Genomic DNA, 18,809 nt, shown 5'->3' with positions numbered 1-18,809 from the left:
AACGGCTAACTAAAATCTGTCTGGGAGTTCTTAGCGAGAGAGGTTCACACTGTTTTATAATCTTTTCATACTATTGTTTGATGACGAAGCTAAACCGATGGGAACTTCTGAGCAGAAGCTTTACTGATGAGCCGTCAACTTTCGCTAAAAGTCAGATTCTACTTTGGTTTCATGGACTAAAAAAGAATTTGACGGATCAATGCTCTTGTTGGCTAAAAGTCAATCAGTCAATCGACTGCAAAAGCTCTCTTTGGGCTAAAAGGTCATCTCTGTGTTGCTCAAATTCCCCGTTAAATATTAGGAGCTTGACTGGCTCAATTAAAACTTACAAAAGCAGAACCCGAGGGCGAGAGCCTCCGTTGGAGTCTCAAAAAATCAACTCAACTCTTAAGGGAAATTTTTCAGTCTCCTATTAGCAGTTGCTAGTGATGGGGGGACTTGGTTTAAGATAACTGTAAATTAAAGGTCAACTATAAATGAGTGCTTTTTTTCTACAAAGCTGTTGGATTATTCCATTCTACGGCTTATTTGGCTCATTATTGAGTCTTCCTTGGGCTTTAGGGATTATTCGACGAACAGGACCTAGACCAGCCGCTTACATTAATTTGTTGATGACTGTCATCAGTCTGATTCATGGTTCGATTGCTTTTAGTGCGATTTGGCAACGACAAACTCAACAACAGGTGTTTCATTGGGTCACAGTGGCTGATCTAGACTTATATTTATCCATCGAACTTTCGCCGGTCTCACTAGGGGGACTCGCTTTAATCACGGGGATTAGTTTACTGGCCCAACTTTATGCCCTAGGATACATGGAAAAAGACTGGTCTTTAGCTAGATTCTACGGACTAATGGGAGTCTTTGAAGCGGCACTAGGGGGAATTGCGCTGAGTGATTCTTTATTACTGAGTTATGGACTCCTAGAAATTCTAACCCTATCAACTTATTTGTTAGTTGGATTCTGGTATGCTCAACCTTTAGTGGTAACGGCGGCTAGAGATGCTTTCTTAACTAAGCGGGTTGGAGATATTATTCTCCTGATGGGGTTAGTGGCTTTATCGAGTTATGGAGCCGGATTAACTTTTTCTCAGTTAGAATCTTGGGCAGGAACCTTTCCTTTGCCTCCTTTGACCTCAGCCTTATTAGGATTATCCCTGATTGCAGGTCCGACGGGTAAATGTGCCCAATTCCCTCTTAATCTGTGGTTGGATGAGGCGATGGAAGGCCCCAACCCTGCGGGGATTATGCGAAACTCCATTGTGGTTTCTGCCGGGGCTTATGTTCTGATTAAATTACAGCCAGTTTTTAGCCTCTCTCCGGTCTCTTCTGATGCGTTAATTATTCTGGGGAGTGTAACGGTGATTGGCACTTCTCTGATGGCCTTGGCTCAAATTGATATTAAACGGACTTTATCTCATTCCACCAGTGCCTATTTAGGATTAGTCTTTATTGCGGTTGGATTAGGACACGTTGATATCGCTTTTCTATTACTGTTTAGTCATGCTATCGCTAAAGCTCTCTTATTCATGAGTGCGGGCGCAATTATTACCACCACCAGTAACCAAAATATTACCGAAATGGGCGGATTATGGTCAAGAATGCCAGCGACTACCACCTCCTTTGTGGTGGGTTCTGCTGGATTAATTGCTTTAATGCCGATGGGTATGTTTTGGACTTTTCAGCGTTGGTTTAATGGTTCTTGGGCAGTAGACTGGTGGTTACTGGCTATTGTGATCTTTGTTAATTTCCTCAGTGCCTTAAATTTAACTCGGGTGTTCCGTTTAGTATTTCTGGGACAACATCAAAGTAAAACCCGTAGAACGCCGGAAGTTCCTTGGCCGATGGCTTTTCCGATGGTCAGTTTGATCATTGTGACTTTAATTATTCCCATCGCACCGATTAAATGGCCCTTGTGGCTGAGTCCCACTGCTCCTTTATTGGATAATAATAGTCTGGTGATTCAATGGGCAGTTCCCCTTTTAATCGTTTCTGGGTTATTGGGTTGTATTATAGGGGCAACGGTAGGATTACGACGGGCCTGGGCAAGACCAACCTTACTTTCTTTAAGATTTTTACAGGACTTATTTGCCTACGATTTTTATCTAGACAAAATCTATCAATACACGGTGGTTGCGGTAGTGGCCAGTCTATCTAAATTGGCTTCTTGGTTTGATCGCTATATTATTGATGGGCTGGTAAATTTGATCAGTTTAGCCACCATTTTTAGTGGCAATGCTCTTAAATATAATGTTTCTGGTCAATCCCAGTTTTATCTTCTCACCATTATTTTTGGTGTGGGTTTTCTAATTTGGTTTGCCCTTAATGGTCAGTGGTCAATTGTAACTAATTATTGGTCATCATTAATCGGTCAATAATTTATCGTCATTAGTCATTAGTCGTTAGTCAATAGTCTTTAGCAATTCGAGGGTCTGTCAAGGGAGTTAATGCCAAAAAATATCCCCATTAACTATTATCAATCATGAGTTATCAAGGAGAAATAATAACGGTTTTTCAAGCTCTGACTAATGACTAATGACTAATAACTAATGACTAATGACTAATAATTCATTTAATTTATGTAAGGAGCTAAAAATTTAATGATGCTCAGTGCTTTTGTCTGGGTTCCTTTCTTAGCAGCGATTGCCATTGCCTTTTTACCGATGAAAGTCGATGGAAGTCAAACTCGTTTAATCACTTTAGTGATTGCTGGTGGGATTTTATTGCTAAATATCATCTTGGGATTTCAATTTGACCCAACCAACCTACAATCGCAATTTTCAGAAAATATCCCCTGGATTAGTAGTTTAGGCTTGAACTATCATCTAGGAATTGATGGTCTATCTTTTCCTCTGCTGTTTATTAATAGTCTGTTGACCTTGATCGCTATTTATAGCAGCAGTCAATCCCTTGAGCGACCTCGTTTTTATTATGCTTTATTGTTGATCCTCAATGGTGGGGTATCAGGGGCATTTTTAGCTCAGGATTTGTTACTGTTTTTCCTGTTTTATGAACTGGAAATTATTCCTTTATATTTTTTAATCGCTATTTGGGGAGGACAACGACGCGGTTATGCGGCAATGAAATTTTTGCTGTATACTGCCCTTTCAGGCATTCTCGTTTTAGTATCTTTTTTAGGCTTGGTGTGGTTGAGCGGCGCTTCAAGTTTTGATTATGAACCTTTGCGTTCTCATACTTTACCGGTTGAAACTCAAATTATACTGTTAATTCCTCTGTTGATTGGGTTGGGAATTAAAATTCCTATCTTTCCTTTTCATACTTGGTTGCCGGATGCTCACGTAGAGGCTTCTACTCCAATTTCGGTCTTATTAGCGGGTGTTTTGTTGAAATTGGGAACTTATGGCTTATTACGCTTTGGAATAGGCTTATTCTTAGAAGGTTGGGTAGCGATTGCTCCCTGGATGGCCACATTAGCCGCCATTAGTGCTTTGTATGGGGCTTCCTGTGCTATTGCTCAAAAGGATATGAAGAAGGTGGTGGCCTATTCTTCCATTGCTCACATGGCCTATATTTTATTGGCGGCTGCCGCATCTACCCGCTTGAGTATTCTGGCAGCAATTTATCAAATGATTAGTCATGGCTTAATTTCTGCGATGTTGTTTTTGTTGGTGGGGGTAGTGTACAAGAAAACAGGTAGCCGCGATGTCAATTATTTACAGGGTTTGTTAAACCCAGAAAGAGGGTTACCCGTTACAGGTACTTTAATGATTTTAGGGGTGATGGCTAGTGCCGGAATTCCGGGAATGATCGGATTTATTGCTGAATTTCTGGTTTTCCGAGGAAGCTTTCCTATATTTCCCCTACAAACTTTATTCTGTTTAATTGGGAGTGGATTAACGGCTGTTTATTTCTTGTTAATGGTTAACCGCGTCTTTTTTGGTCGTCTGACGGCTGAATTATCGAAATTACCTCGGGTTTTGTGGTCTGAACGAACTCCGGCTATGGTTTTGGCAATATTAATTATCCTTTTAGGAATACAACCCAATTGGATGGTTCGTTGGAGTGAACCGAGTGCGGCGATGTTACTCACCGGCAATGATGAGATAGCTTTAGTGAGTCATTAGTTATTGGTCTTTAGTCCTTAGTTCTTAGTGAGTAGTAAACTTTACTCAAATAACAAACCATCGAAAACTGATAATAAATAACATAAAACTATTCGCTAATAACTCGGTGACTAATGACCAATAACCAATCACCAATGACTAATAACTAATGACCAATAGCAATTAAAATTATGGTAAGCACAAAAATCGATCAATCTAAACATTCTTTAGCGGCGTTCATTTACCGCTTAGAAAAAGGAGAGGCACTCTTGAAAGATTCTCCTGAGAATGTCACCGAGGTGGTGGGTATTCTCAAAAGTTACGGTGTGGTTTTAGATGCCTACTCTCGGAATTTAATTTACATTGCAGACAATCAATTTTTAGTTTTGTTTCCCTTTTTTAAATATTTTAATGGCAAAATTTCCTTTCAACAATTGCTGAAACATTGGTGGCATGACCGCATTAATTTTGAGTATGCGGAATATTGCATGAAAACGATGTTTTGGCATGGGGGAGGAGGGTTAGATAATTATTTGGATTCTCCTGAATTTGACCACTTAGTAGAAAAGGCGATTCAAGCTAAGTTAAAAGGCAATATTTTGATGTTGGGGTTACATAAAGCTTTCCCTAACTTTTTACCAGAACAGGTAAGACAGTCGGCTTATTACAGTGGACTAGGGCAATTTTGGCGAGTGATGGCGGATATTTTTCTCAGTTTATCTGACCGTTATGACCGAGGAGAAATTAAGACAATTCCCCAAGTTGTGCAGCATATCTTAGATGGGTTGGTTGCCGATGCTAATCGTCCCATTACTTATCAGGTAAAAATTAAAAATCAGATTTATGAAATCATTCCTAAATCTGTGGGTTTAACCTTTTTAATGGATACTGCTGTACCGTATGTTGAGGCGGTTTTCTTTCGAGGTACGCCCTTTTTGGGGACGGTTTCTTATAATGCTCAAGCTTATCAAATTCCCTATGATCAGGCGATGTTTACCTATGGGGCATTATATGCAGATCCTTTACCGGTAGGAGGTGCTGGTATTCCCCCAACCCTTTTAATGCAAGATATGCGACATTTCCTTCCTGAATATTTGCATGATATTTATCGCAAAAGTTTTCGACAAGAAGATGATTTGTTAGTGCAAATATGTGAAAGCTTTCAAAAGTCTATGTTTTGTGTGACAACTGCGGCGATAAAAGGATTAGCCCCCTATCCTTTAGATAGTACAGACCCTGAACAGAAAAAAGCCAATAGAATCTATTTAGAAAAATGGATGAATCGCTTTACAACATCTCGTTTAGTTGAGGTGAATCAGTAGTTTTTATGGGTGCGTTTATGTCTGCGTAACGCACCTTTTTATTAATCATTTATTAAACGAGTTTTAAACATAGATTTTTATCAACAATTAATATAGAAATAAAAAAAAGTGAGGCAGTAAATAGTTCTGCCTCAATAGTATTGATAGAAAACTGTCACCAACTCGAAGATTATTCTGACTGAGATTGTTGTTTAGCTTCGGCTGTTTTATCTCGGTCCAACTTAAGCACCAATACCGCCAAAGGAGGTAAGCACAAATCAAGAGAATAAGGTAACCCATGAAATGACCATTCATCAGTCCACTTACCACCTAAATTCCCCATATTGCTGCCGCCATATTTTTTAGCATCACTATTAAACAACTCCGTATAGAATCCGGATTCAGGGACTCCTATACGATAATGACTGTGGGGTTGCGGGGTAAAATTACAAATTACCACGACAAAATCAGTGGGGTCTTTTGCTCGACGAATAAAAGAAACGACGCTATGACGATTATCGCTACAGTCAACCCATTGGAACCCTTCCTGCTCAAAATCTCGTTCATAAAGGGCAGGCTGACTCTTATAAAGAGCATTAACATCACTAAAGAACTGTTTTAACCTTTGGTGGGGTTCATACTGCAAGAGATGCCATTCTAAATCACCCCAAACATTCCACTCACTCCATTGTCCTATTTCCATGCTCATAAACATGGTCTTTTTACCGGGGTGAGTAAACATATAGGCGAATAAAGTGCGGACGTTAGCATATTTTTGCCATTCATCCCCAGGCATTTTGCCCATGATACTACTCTTACCATGAACCACCTCATCATGGGAAAGAGCCAGCATATAGTTCTCACTGTGGTGATACCACATACTGAAAGTAATATTATTTTGGTGGAACTGGCGGAACCAAGGGTCCATACTGAAATAGTCCAGCATATCGTGCATCCAACCCATATTCCACTTGAGATTAAATCCTAATCCCCCCATATAAGTTGGCCAAGAAACCATCGGCCAAGCGGTGGACTCTTCAGCGATGGATAATGCTCCCGGATGATACCCAAACAATACACTATTGACTTGACGTAAAAAATCAGCCGCGTCTAAATTTTCCCGTCCGCCGTACTCATTAGCTACCCATTCTCCTTCTTTACGAGCATAATCGAGATAGAGCATAGAGGCTACGGCATCGACTCGAATTCCATCAATATGATATTTATCGAACCAGAAGAGAACATTAGCCACTAAAAAGTTTCGGACTTCATTGCGTCCATAATTAAAGACTAGAGTTCCCCATTCTTTATGTTCTCCCTTGCGAGGATCGGCATGTTCATAGAGATGAGTTCCATCAAAAAAGGCTAACCCATGACCATCTTTAGGAAAATGACCGGGTACCCAGTCGACTAAAACGCCAATGCCATTTTGATGACACTGATCCACAAAATACATGAAATCTTCGGGAGTTCCATAACGGGAGGTGGGCGCATAATACCCAGTCACTTGATAACCCCAAGAACCATCAAAAGGATGTTCTGCAATGGGTAATAATTCTATATGGGTGTAGCCTAGTTCTTTAACATAGGGGATGAGTTTGTGGGCTAACTCGTAATAGCTTAAAAACCGGGCTTGGGTATTCCATTCTGATACTTGAACCGGTTCTGACTCTCCACTGAGTAATTGTGTCTTTTCGGCTGAGGAAGCATGAAGCCAAGACCCCAAATGCACCTCATAAACAGAAATAGGTTGGCTCAGAGGGTTACTATGGCGGCGTTTTTCTAACCATTCGTCATCGTGCCACTGATAGCTATTGAGATCAGCGACGATCGAGGCCGTTTTAGGACGAACTTCTTGCTGAAAACCATAGGGGTCAGATTTTTCATAAATATGACCTTCCCAATTTTTGATCTCGTATTTATAACTGCTGCCAACGCCAATGTCAGGAATAAACAGTTCCCAGACACTATTATCGCGTTTCCGCATTTGATGAAGTCTGCCGTCCCACTGGTTAAAATCTCCTAATACAGAGACATTACGAGCATTTGGGGCCCAAACGGCAAAATAAACGCCTTTGACTCCGTCTATTTCTACGGGATGGCTCCCGAGTTTTTCATAAATCCGATGGTGATTTCCTTCTCCGAATAAATGTATATCGAAATCCGTTAAGATTGCGGAACGAAAAGCATAAGGGTCATGAATAACTTGTTCATGTTCTCCGGAGCGAATACGTAATTGATAATTGGCTAGTTCTGGTGTATCAATTAGACATTCAAAAAAGTTGGGATGATGCACCGCTTGCATGGGGTATTCTTTCCGGTCTGTAGGGAAAACGACCCAGGCTTCTTGTGCTTTAGGTAAGTAGGCGCGGACAACCCATTGCTTAATTTTTCCGTTATCTTCTACTGGATGGCCCCCGAGGATTTCAAAGGGGTCATGGTGGAGGTTATAAACAATTTGATTGACTTGTTCTGGAGATATGGTTGTGGACATTCGGCTATCAGCTTTATATTAATACCGAAGGCAGAAGCGCCTTTATTAACTTATACACATTATTTAAGATTTCTTACATATTTAAGCAGATAGGAATCAAATAGGGAATAGTCTCTAGGTATAAAGACTACTCACCAATGGGTAGAAAAGAGAGATATTTTTACAAAATCGGGATAAATGTCTTTAACAACTTACGCACCCGCAACAGAAAAATTAACTGTTGTACTTTAGGTGTTAATTGTGGTGGGTAGGGGCTTTGAGCTAATTGTTGCTCGAGTTGTAAATACTCAGAAGCGGTCAGAGGTTGTCCATTGACTGGCGAGCGCCCTTCTAAAATGATTTCTGTCCTTAATACCTCTTCTGGTATATCTTTTGGCGGCGGTAAAGCGAGACTGAGTTGGGTTCCACTCACCGTTAATCCTACTCCCAGATAAATTCCCAATTTGAATAATCTGCTGTTCATGGTGAATTGGCTAATGAGTATTATTTTAGAGTTAATGGTATCAAAAAGTTAAAAATCACTCGGGAAAGGCACAAGGGGCCGACAACAGGTGTTAAGAAAAATTCTCACAATAGGTTTTGAGAATTGTGATACAATTAAGAATTGCCCCTAAATGAGCAATTTCATAACCATGTGTATTTTGGGTGGGAAACCCTAAACAAGCCGCTCGAGAAATATGACCAAACTTCATGGCGATGGAGGCATCACTCCCAAAGCCGCTAATCACCGCTAATTGTATCGTTATATCCGCCTTTTCGGCAGCTTGTAATAAGTCTCTATTCAAATACTCGTCATAAATTCCGTAACCATCCTGAGACAATAAGACGGGCGCTTCTCCATCTTCGATAGTATACTCCGAAGATAACGGACAAATTTCTAAAGCAATTAAAGCATCTAAGTTATTATTTTGAGTAAAATAAAGTGCCCCCACTGCCCCGACTTCTTCTTTAGCTGAAGCGACTAAATAGACATCTATTTTGGGCTGTTTTAATTGTTGTGCTAAGGCGAGTAAAATGGCTACAGACGCTTTGTTATCTAGGGTATAGCTGGCAATATAATCTTTGAGGCGGAGCGGACGTTTACGGTGTTTTCCTACGACTACCCGAGTTCCTGGACGTATTCCAGCCGCTTTTAATTCTTCTGGGGTTAATTTAGTTTCTACCCAAACATCTTCCCAAACTAGAGGTTTTTTTTCTTGCTGGGCTTTTTGCGGCGACTCGTGGGAGACATGACGAGAACCAAAAGAGAGGATGCCGCTTAGCGTTTTTTGATCTCCTAAAATATCTACCACTCCCTCCCCGTAAACCCAAGGAAATGCGCCTCCTAATTTTCGCACTTGTAAACGGCCATTATCCTCCATTGACTTGACAATTGCCCCAATTTCATCTTTATGTCCAGTAATGGCGATTTTTCTGGTGGAGTCAAGGCCCGGAATTTTAGCAATAATATTTCCTGCCGCATCTTGCCAAGTTTCTAAACCTGTCTCATGGAAGCGAGTCAGAAGGAAGCTATCAATTTCTTGTTCCATTCCACTTGGGGAATGATGTAAAACTAACTCTTCAATAGTTTGAAATAAATCGTCATAATTCATGGGCTACGGGCAAATTCAATTATTCCAGAATTACTCAGAGCTTACCATAAATTATTTATAAGAGTGGAAACCAAGGCGTTTGACCTGTTTAAAACCTCGCCTTAAAGTAGAGACTCTACCTACCATGTCTCTACTTTTAACCTCTGCTTTTAAGTACGGTTCATTAGTCCCCAGAGATAGATAGCAATAATGGCTCCAATTACTGCTACAAATATGCCCGGAATACTCAGACTTGCTCCCGTTAGCAAAAATCTGCCGGTTTGAAGCAAAGTGACGATAGTTCCTCCAATAAAAGCGCCGATAATTCCCAACAAAGTTGTGGCAAAGATTCCTCCTCCTTGACGACCCGGATAGATAGCTTTAGCAATCGCTCCGGCAATTAATCCTAAAATAAGCCAAGCAATAATGTTAATCATTGGTTCTTTCCTGATATATGGTCTTGCGTATCTCTTGACTATGCTATCAAGAATGCCCCTTTTTCTACATCTGCCTTTCAACAGTATTGATGAGCCAAAATGAATGTTAAGATTTTTCTCTGTCTTTAATCACTATTGTTGTCTATTTTTTGCGATTCTTTCTTAATCTTTTTTAAAGAAAAATTCGGTCGCTCAATAGGTTAAATTTTGTTTATCATTATATCAAGAAGTTTTGGGCGACAGAGTATTTGTACTTAAGGTAAAATTTCTGGCCAGAAAACTTAACATTTCTTAAAGATTTTCGTTATAGTTTTAAATACACCTAATTTTCAGGAGGTTGAGGTGGCTTTATACGCAGATTTGCATCGTCATTTAGGAGGATCAGTTGTACCAAGAATTCTCTGGCGCTATTTCCAACGGCATGATGACCATTTGGCTCAACGGTTTCCAAAATATAATGAATTTGAGGAATTTTATACTCGGGAACGAAGTAGTTTAGATGAATATTTAGAATTACACACATTAGTAGAAAGTGTCCAAACAGCCAAGACACTACCCTATTTTATCTACCGTTTAATTCGCGGAGCTTATATTTTTGAAAATTTAGCCTATTTAGAACTACGGTACACACCTTATTATCGAACGGCTGAACATTTGAGTGAATTTGAACGCATTGAACAAATGGCGGAAATTGTAGAAATTGTGGGGAAAGCATCTCAAGTTAAAGAGTACCCCATGATTACCTCACAAATTCTCTGTATGCACACCCGTTTACCCTATCAAGTCAATAAAGCTATCGTAGACCTAGCGGCTAGTCGGCCGGATTATGTTTGTGCGATTGATGTCGCTGGGGGAGATTCTCATCTAGCGCAACGGTTAGATGAATTTGTGAGTTTGTATAAATATGCTCGTTCTCTAGGGATTAAAACCACCGGACATCTGTTTGAAACGACTAACGGTTGTTACCCAGAACTTTTGCCTTATTTGATGCGTATTGGACATGGGATTCAAATTCCGCTAAAATATCCCGAATTATTAAAAGAAGTCGCTCAACTTCAGCAATGTCTAGAAATTTGCCCGACGACTTATTTTAAAACGGGGACGTTAGAAGAGATCTCTCAACTGAAAATCGTCTTTGATCGTTGTTTTGAGGCGGGAGTAGATATCGCTATCTGTACTGATAACGCTGGACTCCATAATGTTCGTTTACCTTTTGAATATGAAAATTTATTGACTCAAGATGTGATTGATTTTGCTCAACTAGAAAGTTGCCAGGATGCGGCTTTCCGTCATGCTTTTGCTTGGCCATACCAACAAAGACCGGCTTCTTTGTTAACGGGTTTGCTCAAAGAAACCTATCCAGATGAGCAATTAGTTAATAGTCATTAGTCAGAGCGCCTGTTCTCTTCTGTTTCTTTACACAAAGTTATAAAAAATGAGTAGGCCCTTGACGACAAGTAAACTTTAATAACAATTAGTCTTTATGTCAGCAAAAAATGATAAATTAATAATTGAAGCTAAATAAGCTTCCCTGGCAGAAAAAACAGCCATGTTCACAATAGTCAAAAAAGAAGAGGTAAATCTAGCTGTTTAACTTAATATCTGTCTCGCTATCTAAGGCTATCACCCGAACCGAAAACGAACAATTCCTATCAGTAGATTAGCCGGGAGTTAAACCAACGAATAAACATCTTGAACAAGATGGTTGGCACTCTGAGTAAGCTCAAGAAAAGCAGGAATTAAAACGCGACTAGGGCTTGGGTGATATAGTCTTGAGCATAAGTTTTAAGGCATGGGTGATCAATTTTCAATTCAGGCACTAAAATAGAAAAAAGTGAAGGAAAAGCAGAAGATTGAACAACTCAATGCCAGAAACTCAATCTAGCCAGGGAAAAAAAGCACCAAGACCAGAAAAAATTCAAAAAGATTTGTTGAGTAAACAGGTCGCTCAACAAAAAGCTTTATTAGGGGTTGTGACAAAAATTCGAGAATCTCTAGACCTAGACAGTATTTTTAACTCTACCGTGACAGAAGTTCGTCAACTTCTAGAGAGTGATAGAGTGGGAATTTATCGGTTTGAATCGCAATCCAATGGCAGCGAGGGAAAATATGTCGCCGAATCAGTGCTAATTCCCTATCAATCCATGCAGGAAATAAAGATCGATAATAAATGTTTTGAACACCACTGTAAGGTTTACTCTCAACAAGGGAAAATTTGGACGGTAGATGACTTTGACAAAACCTCGAACCGAGAATGTTCTGATTGCATCTTAGAAGCTCTAAACATTAAAGCCTCCTTAGCTGTTCCTTTGCACCAAGGAAAAGAATTATGGGGCTTATTACTGATTGATCAATGTAGTCATCCGCGTCGCTGGAGTAAACAAGAAATAGAATTTGCTGATCAGATCGCCGTTCATTTAAGCATCGCCATACAGCAAGCTCAACTATTAGTTCAACAAGAACAACAAACAGATATTCTAGCCACCACCATTGAACAAATAATCAAAAGGGAACAAGCGGTAGCGGCTATTATTGATAAAATTCGGCGTTCACTAGACCTCAATAGCATTTTCAAAACAAGTACAGCAGAAGTTCGCCAACTATTACAAGCTGATCGGGTAGCCATCTATCGTTTTAATCCTGATTGGAGTGGTCAGTTTATTATAGAATCAGTAACCCATCCCTGGAATTGTTTAATTGAACAACAACTATCAATCCCTGAAATTAAGCAAAACATCAGTCGATGTAGCGTCAGAGAATTAAAAAATCCTCAAATCACAGATACTTATCTAGAAGAGACTGAGGGAAAAATATTTAGTAAACAAAATCTCTATAAAGTTTGTGATGATATTTATGAACAGAAATTTTCTCAATGTTATATCAATATTCTAGAACACTATCAAGTTAGAGCCTACATCATTGTCGCTATTTATGAAGGAGAAAAACTCTGGGGATTATTAGCGGCTTACCAAAATTCAGCACCCCGCCAATGGTCAAAAAATGAAATTAATTTCTTAACTCAAGTGGGCGTTCATTTGGGAGTTGCACTGCAACAAGCAGAATTATTAGCCAAAACACAGCAACGTCAAGACGAACTGCAAACCGCATTAACCCTTGAACTGGAAAAAAGGGCGCAAGAGTTCACTAAAGAAGCCCGAAGAGAACGTTCTTTATCTCTAGTGATTGATAAAATTCGTCGCACCCTAGACATTAATACAATATTTCAAACAGCCGCCCTAGAAATTCAAAAACTCCTAGCAGCAGAACAGGTCTGTATTTATAAATTTGGAACTGAGGGAGCGGGTCATTTTATTTGTGAATCTAATCCCCTCAATTTTTCTTCTTTATTAAAATATCAATGGAAAGATGAAGAGTTGAAAGCGGCTTTTGGGGCAAATTTAGAGCAATTTAAGCCCTACATTTTGGATAAAATTATCGATCCAAAAAAAATTGAGCAACCTTTTCTGATTAGCTTAAATAACATAGGCATTAAATCAGCCGTGTTTGTTCCCCTTGTGCAACGAGAAACCCTTTGGGGAGTATTAACTGTTTTTCAAAACAGTGCTTACAGAGAGTGGACTGCCGATGAAATCAATTTACTGCAAAAATTAGCCACACAACTCGAAGTCGGGTTACAACAGACAGACTATTTAAAACAAATTCAAATATCTGTGGAACAACAAGCCAATGCTGTAGAACAACAGAAAGCCTTATCTCAAGTCATTGATAAAATTCGGCGTACCTTAGATTTAGAAATAATTTTTCAAACAACAGTCACAGAAGTGCGTCAACTGCTCAAAGTGGATCGGGTAGCCGTTTTTCAATTTGAACCAGACTCTAATCATACAACCGGAAAATTCATCTGCGAAGATGTTTCATCCTCGTTTGAATCAGTCTTATCAGCGAAAATTAAAGATAGTTGTTTTGCCGAAAATTATGCTAGGGACTATCAACAAGGAAAAATCGGAGCCGTAGCTAATATTTATGAGGCGGGATTTTCAGAATGTCATATTGCGCTGTTGGCCAGATTTCAGATCAAGGCTAATTTAATTGCTCCCCTATTAAAAGGCGATCAATTGTGGGGGTTTTTGTGTATTCATCAATGTGTTGATTTTCGGGAATGGAAAGAATCGGAGATCGAGTTTGTCAGCAAAATAGCCGCTAATTTAGGAGTAGCGATTCAACAGACTCAATTATTAGTTCAAGCTGAAAAACGTTCTAGTGAATTACAACAGGCATTAGCACAAGTTCAGTTTCAAAAAGAACAACAGGCAACGGTAGCCGAACAAGAAAGAGCTTTATCTCAAGTCATTGATAAAATACGTCGTACCTTAGATATTAATACAATTTTTCAAACGGCGGCTGTAGAAGTGCGGCAACTCTTACAAGCGGATCGGGTAGCCGTTTTTCAATTTAACCGAGAGACTGAATATATAGAGGGAAAATTTATCTCAGAAGATGTTAAAAGTGAATTTGAATCCGCATTAGCTGTTAAAATCTCTGATCACTGCTTTGGAGAAGTTTATGCCAACCAATATCAGCAGGGAAAAATTCTGGCTATTGCTGATATTTATCAAAGTCAATTACAATCTTGTCATCTAGAACTGTTGGCACGCTTTGAAATTCGAGCGAATTTAATTATTCCCTTGCTTAAAGGAGAACAACTCTGGGGGCTGTTGTGTATTCATCAATGTCGCGGCGCTCGTCAATGGCAAGATGCGGAGATAGAATTTTCTCGAAAAATTGCGATCCATTTAGGAGTAGCCCTACAACAGGCAGAATTGCTAGAGCGAGCCAACCAACGCTCAGAACAACTACAAGTCGCACTCGCCGAAGTTCGCGCTCAGAAAGAGTTACAAGCTCGCATTGCCGAACAAGAAAAAGCCCTATTTCAAGTGATTGAAAAAATTCGTCTTACCCTCGATTTAAAGACGATTTTTCAGACTACGGCTACCGAAGTTCGTCAACTGTTGCAAGCGGATCGAGTCGCTATTTTTAAGTTTGATATTAAAAGTAGTTATACCCAAGGGACATTCGTCTCAGAAGACGTTTTGCCCGATTTTGATTCCGCTATGGAGGCGAAAGTTGAAGATAGCTGTTTTGGCAAACAATATGCCACTTATTATCAACAGGGTCGAATATTTTCCCTTGAAGATATCGACAAAGCGGAAATATTAGATTGTCATCGCCAAATTTTAAGTCGCTTTCAGATTAAAGCTAATTTAGTGGCTCCTCTGCTCAAAGGACAAGAATTGTGGGGATTATTGTGTATTCATCAGTGTAGTGTTTCTCGTCAGTGGAATGATTTAGATAAACAATTTGTCAGCAAAATTGCTGTTAATTTAGGCGTGGCGTTGCAACAGGCAGACTTATTAGCCCAAAGTGAAAAACGTTCCAGCGAACTGCAAATTGCTTTAGCTCAAGTGCAGGCACAAAAAGAACATTTAGCTCAAGTGGCGGCTCAAGAAAAGGCTTTAGCACGAGTCATAGAACGAATTCGGCAAACCCTCGATCTCGAAACAATTTTTCGCACCACCACTCAAGAAGTCCGAGAAATTCTCAAATGTGATCGCGTCGTCGTCTATCGTTTTTATGGCGACTGGAGTGGTGAGTTTATGTATGAATCTGTAGCCCCCGGTTGGAAGTCTTTAACCTGGAAAAAAGGCGTAAAAACAGTTTGGGAAGATACCTTTTTACAAGAAAATAAAGGAGGACGCTATCGCTATCATGAAATTTTCGCCATTGATGATATCCACCAAGCCGGATTAACAGACTGCCATGTAGAAATTTTAGAACATTTTCAAGTCAAAGCTTTTGTCGTTGTTCCCGTTTTTGTTGGGGAGCAATTATGGGGATTGTTAGGCGCTTATCAAAATTCTCAAGCCCGTCATTGGGAACAGCGAGAAATTAACTTACTCACTCAAGCCGGTAATCAGTTAGGAGTAGGCGTTTATCAAGCTCAACTGCTCGAGCAAACTCAGCAACAATCGAATATTTTACAGACTACCTTAGCTGACTTGAACGCCATTGTGGACAATTTAGCGGATGGCTTATTAGTAACCGATATTCACGGTTTTATTACTCGTTTTAATCCCGCTTTGCTCTCTATGTTTAATTTAACAGACAATCTCAAAGGCAAGCATCTATCTGAAGTATTATCTCTAGACTTGGCCAACTTAGTTAGAAAAATAGGACGACAACAAAAAGAAATCGTAACTGCTGAGGTAGAATTAGGAAGTGGTCGCTCAGGACAAGCTTTAGTCAGCAGTATTTTTCAAGAAAATTTTGGGGATGAAGAAGAGCCATGTCTCGGTTCAGTAATTTTAATCCGAGATGTGACCAGTGAGCGAGAAGTTGATCGGATGAAAACGGAATTTTTGGCGACAGTTTCTCATGAACTGCGGACTCCCCTCACTTCAGTGTTAGGGTTTACTTCTTTAATTCAAGAAAAGTTAGAAGAAGTGATTTTTCCGGCCATTAGCAGCGATGAGACGAGAGTTAAAAAAGCGAGAAAAAAGGTTGGACAAAATATTAAGATTATTATCTCCGAAGCCGAACGACTTACGGCTTTGATTAATGATGTCTTAGATATTGCTAAAATGGAAGCAGGACGAATGGAATGGAATATTAAGTCTACTTCTGTTGTGGAGATTTTAGAAACAGCGAGCGCCGCAACCTATCCTCTCTTTGACAAGAAAAAAATCGACTTAATTAAAGACTTTCCCTTAAATTTACCCAATATTTGGGTTGATAAAAATCGGATGATCCAGGTAGTGATTAATCTTTTGTCCAATGCTGTGAAATTTACTGATGAAGGATCGGTTACCTGTTGCGCTAAATTAGAAGATGATCAATTAGTGATCAGCATTACTGACACAGGAATAGGAATCGCCGAAAATGAGCAGAGTAAAATTTTTGAACGCTTTCAACAAGGCGGAAATATTCTCACCGATAAACCCACAGGAACCGGCTTAGGTTTGCCGATTTGTAAACAAATAGTAGAGTATCATGGCGGAAAAATTTGGGTAATCAGCGCCCCTCATCAAGGGAGTACCTTCTTTTTTAGTCTACCCCTCTCTGGGCAGGAACATGAGCCGCTTGAAAAAAGTAACGAAGGTTAATTAGTCATTTGGAGAAATAAATGAATAAAAAAATTTTAATCGTTGATGATGAGCCAAATATTTTAATTTTGATGGAGCAGGTTTTGGAAAAACTGGAGGATGATTATCAAGTAGAATTATTAACGGCAAATGACGGAAAAAAAGCTTTAGAAATTATCCAAGAGGAAAAACCCAATTTAGTTTTTTTAGATGTAATGATGCCTAAAATGAGTGGTTTAGAAGTGTGTCAATTTGTTAAAACTAATCCTGAAATTAACAATGTTTATATTATTATGCTAACAGCCAAAGGACAGGAATTTGAGAAAAAAACTGGCATGGCGGTGGGAGCAGACTTATATATGACAAAACCTTTTAAACCGAAAGAAATTCTGATAAAAGCAATGGAAATTCTTGAAATAGAAATATAGAGAATGGTGAAATTAAGCCTAAAAAAAATATTAGCAAAGCCAGACTTATTATTGATGTTAGAAAACTGGATAAATGGCTTGCATATTTCTATTAATATTCTAGATAAAGAAGAAAAAATAATCATGGGAGATGGTGGCTTTCTCTCCTCAAAAAGACATCCGATTCAAGCTGGACTCGAGGTTATTGGTTGGGTAGAAGGAGATGAAAAAGCCGCTATTATTGCAGAAAGTTTAAGTTATATAGCTTATCAAGAGTTAGAAAAAAAATTACTAGCCATTGAAACCTTAGATAAATATGAAGAAATTAATTTTTTATATGATTTATCTGCTAAAATTTCTACCTGCTTATCCATTGAAGAACTGGGAAGTTTAGTAATCAATGAAGTAAAAAATTTAGTAGAAGCTGAGCAAATTTGGTTAATGTTAATCAATCACAAAAACGGTCGATTAAAAATCGTAGCCGATTCTCATTACCCCTCAAATCAAAAATTATCTAACTCCCTTATCATTAGTCATGTACTGAAGACAGGCAAAGCAGAAATTCTTAATGATGTTTGGGAAAATATTGCAGATGGAGAAGGAAATCAAAGGATTTGTTCTTTGATTTGTCTGCCTTTAACCATACAAAATAAAACCATTGGAGTGGTTAATATTACTCACTCAAAACCCATCAACTATAGCGCCGAAGATTTAAAACTTTTGACGGCTCTAACTGCTCAAACGGCGGCGGCTATTCAAGTAGCTCAATATTACGATAAACTTAAAGAATATTCTTATACCCTAGAACAAAAAGTAGCTGAAAGAACGCGAGACTTAGAAAAAGCTAAACAAAAATTAGAAAAACTCGCCACCACTGACCAACTAACTCAATTAGCAAACCGTCGCAAATTTGATCAATATTTACAATATGAATGGCGACGCTCCATTCGAGAAAAAATTCCTATATCATTAATATTATGTGATGTCGATCATTTTAAACTTTATAACGATTGCTATGGGCATTTAGCCGGAGATAAATGTTTAAAAAGAGTAGCAAAAGTTATGGAAACAATCGTCAAACGTTCAGCCGATTTAGTGGCACGTTATGGAGGCGAAGAATTTGCGATTGTACTATCTAATACTAATCTTGAAGGAGCGCAAAAAGTGGCTGAAGATATCCGTCTAGCGGTAGCCAAGCGAAAAATTCCTCATGGTGTATCGGGCGCTAATCCATATGTGACAGTCAGCTTAGGCATCTCTACCACGATCCCGAGTCTCGAGAGTTCTTCCAAAACTTTAATCAATACAGCCGATAAAGCTTTATATCAAGCTAAAGAGCGTGGCCGCAATTGTTGTTGTGTTCTTTGATTACAGTAACTCAAGAGATTTTTCTTGTATTCTAAGGGAAGATTAGGTTTGAGCGATTAAAATAAACGAA

At 39.1% G+C, this 18,809-nt stretch carries 11 protein-coding genes; 7 read left to right on the top strand and 4 right to left on the bottom strand.

The window, feature by feature from the left end; genetic code table 11:
* Window positions 1–476: 476 nt before the first annotated feature.
* The 3 genes from CYAN7822_RS14135 to CYAN7822_RS14125 all read left to right on the top strand — a co-directional run bounded on the left by CYAN7822_RS14135 (window position 477) and on the right by CYAN7822_RS14125 (window position 5,383).
* Window positions 477–2,375, top strand: coding sequence for an NAD(P)H-quinone oxidoreductase subunit F (locus CYAN7822_RS14135; RefSeq protein ID WP_013322955.1), 1,899 nt, complete (start codon window positions 477–479; stop codon window positions 2,373–2,375).
* Between the two features lie 225 nt (window positions 2,376–2,600).
* Complete coding sequence (locus tag CYAN7822_RS14130; RefSeq protein ID WP_041933246.1) at window positions 2,601–4,082, top strand: NADH-quinone oxidoreductase subunit M; 1,482 nt, start codon at window positions 2,601–2,603, stop codon at window positions 4,080–4,082.
* Window positions 4,083–4,252: 170 nt separating this feature from the next.
* Entirely contained in the window at window positions 4,253–5,383 is a 1,131-nt protein-coding gene (locus tag CYAN7822_RS14125; protein WP_013322953.1) for a CO2 hydration protein, read from the top strand.
* Between the two features lie 169 nt (window positions 5,384–5,552).
* On the opposite strand, the gene glgB is transcribed toward CYAN7822_RS14125, so the two are convergent.
* From glgB to CYAN7822_RS14105, 4 genes are all read right to left on the bottom strand, one after another.
* Window positions 5,553–7,856, bottom strand: a complete 2,304-nt coding sequence (gene glgB / locus CYAN7822_RS14120) for a 1,4-alpha-glucan branching enzyme (RefSeq protein ID WP_013322952.1) — start codon at window positions 7,854–7,856, stop codon at window positions 5,553–5,555.
* Between the two features lie 160 nt (window positions 7,857–8,016).
* Entirely contained in the window at window positions 8,017–8,319 is a 303-nt protein-coding gene (locus CYAN7822_RS14115) for a hypothetical protein (RefSeq protein WP_013322951.1), read from the bottom strand.
* Between the two features lie 91 nt (window positions 8,320–8,410).
* A complete protein-coding gene (locus tag CYAN7822_RS14110; protein WP_013322950.1) occupies window positions 8,411–9,448 on the bottom strand; it encodes a M42 family metallopeptidase in 1,038 nt (345 codons plus the stop codon).
* Between the two features lie 149 nt (window positions 9,449–9,597).
* Entirely contained in the window at window positions 9,598–9,861 is a 264-nt protein-coding gene (locus CYAN7822_RS14105) for a GlsB/YeaQ/YmgE family stress response membrane protein (RefSeq protein ID WP_041933740.1), read from the bottom strand.
* A gap of 345 nt (window positions 9,862–10,206) precedes the next feature.
* Between CYAN7822_RS14105 and CYAN7822_RS14100 the strand changes: the two genes are divergently transcribed.
* The 4 genes from CYAN7822_RS14100 (at window position 10,207) to CYAN7822_RS14085 (ending at window position 18,739) form a co-directional block, all read left to right on the top strand.
* Complete coding sequence (locus CYAN7822_RS14100; protein ID WP_013322948.1) at window positions 10,207–11,253, top strand: adenosine deaminase; 1,047 nt, start codon at window positions 10,207–10,209, stop codon at window positions 11,251–11,253.
* 476 nt (window positions 11,254–11,729) lie between these two features.
* Window positions 11,730–16,985, top strand: a complete 5,256-nt coding sequence (locus tag CYAN7822_RS14095) for a GAF domain-containing protein (protein WP_013322947.1) — start codon at window positions 11,730–11,732, stop codon at window positions 16,983–16,985.
* A gap of 20 nt (window positions 16,986–17,005) precedes the next feature.
* Complete coding sequence (locus CYAN7822_RS14090; protein WP_013322946.1) at window positions 17,006–17,392, top strand: response regulator; 387 nt, start codon at window positions 17,006–17,008, stop codon at window positions 17,390–17,392.
* A 3-nt stretch (window positions 17,393–17,395) separates the two neighbouring features.
* Window positions 17,396–18,739 carry a sensor domain-containing diguanylate cyclase gene (locus CYAN7822_RS14085; RefSeq protein WP_013322945.1) on the top strand — a complete coding sequence of 448 codons (1,344 nt, stop codon included), beginning with the start codon at window positions 17,396–17,398 and terminating at the stop codon, window positions 18,737–18,739.
* Window positions 18,740–18,809: the final 70 nt, after the last annotated feature.

It is taken from the genome of Gloeothece verrucosa PCC 7822 (genome assembly GCF_000147335.1).
In the GTDB taxonomy this organism is placed as follows: domain Bacteria; phylum Cyanobacteriota; class Cyanobacteriia; order Cyanobacteriales; family Microcystaceae; genus Gloeothece; species Gloeothece verrucosa.
The sequence above is the reverse complement of the archived record's forward strand: the minus strand, read 5'-3'. Positions and strand labels throughout refer to the sequence as shown.

Bases quoted from the DNA above. Each gene is read 5' to 3' on its own strand.
- CYAN7822_RS14115 (WP_013322951.1), bottom strand. From the start codon at position 8,319: ATGAACAGCAGATTATTCAAATTGGGAATTTATCTGGGAGTAGGATTA.
- CYAN7822_RS14125 (WP_013322953.1), top strand. From the start codon at position 4,253: ATGGTAAGCACAAAAATCGATCAATCTAAACATTCTTTAGCGGCGTTC.
- CYAN7822_RS14110 (WP_013322950.1), bottom strand. From the start codon at position 9,448: ATGAATTATGACGATTTATTTCAAACTATTGAAGAGTTAGTTTTACAT.
- CYAN7822_RS14090 (WP_013322946.1), top strand. From the start codon at position 17,006: ATGAATAAAAAAATTTTAATCGTTGATGATGAGCCAAATATTTTAATT.
- CYAN7822_RS14095 (WP_013322947.1), top strand. From the start codon at position 11,730: ATGCCAGAAACTCAATCTAGCCAGGGAAAAAAAGCACCAAGACCAGAA.
- CYAN7822_RS14085 (WP_013322945.1), top strand. From the start codon at position 17,396: ATGGTGAAATTAAGCCTAAAAAAAATATTAGCAAAGCCAGACTTATTA.
- CYAN7822_RS14130 (WP_041933246.1), top strand. From the start codon at position 2,601: ATGCTCAGTGCTTTTGTCTGGGTTCCTTTCTTAGCAGCGATTGCCATT.
- glgB (WP_013322952.1), bottom strand. From the start codon at position 7,856: ATGTCCACAACCATATCTCCAGAACAAGTCAATCAAATTGTTTATAAC.
- CYAN7822_RS14135 (WP_013322955.1), top strand. From the start codon at position 477: ATGAGTGCTTTTTTTCTACAAAGCTGTTGGATTATTCCATTCTACGGC.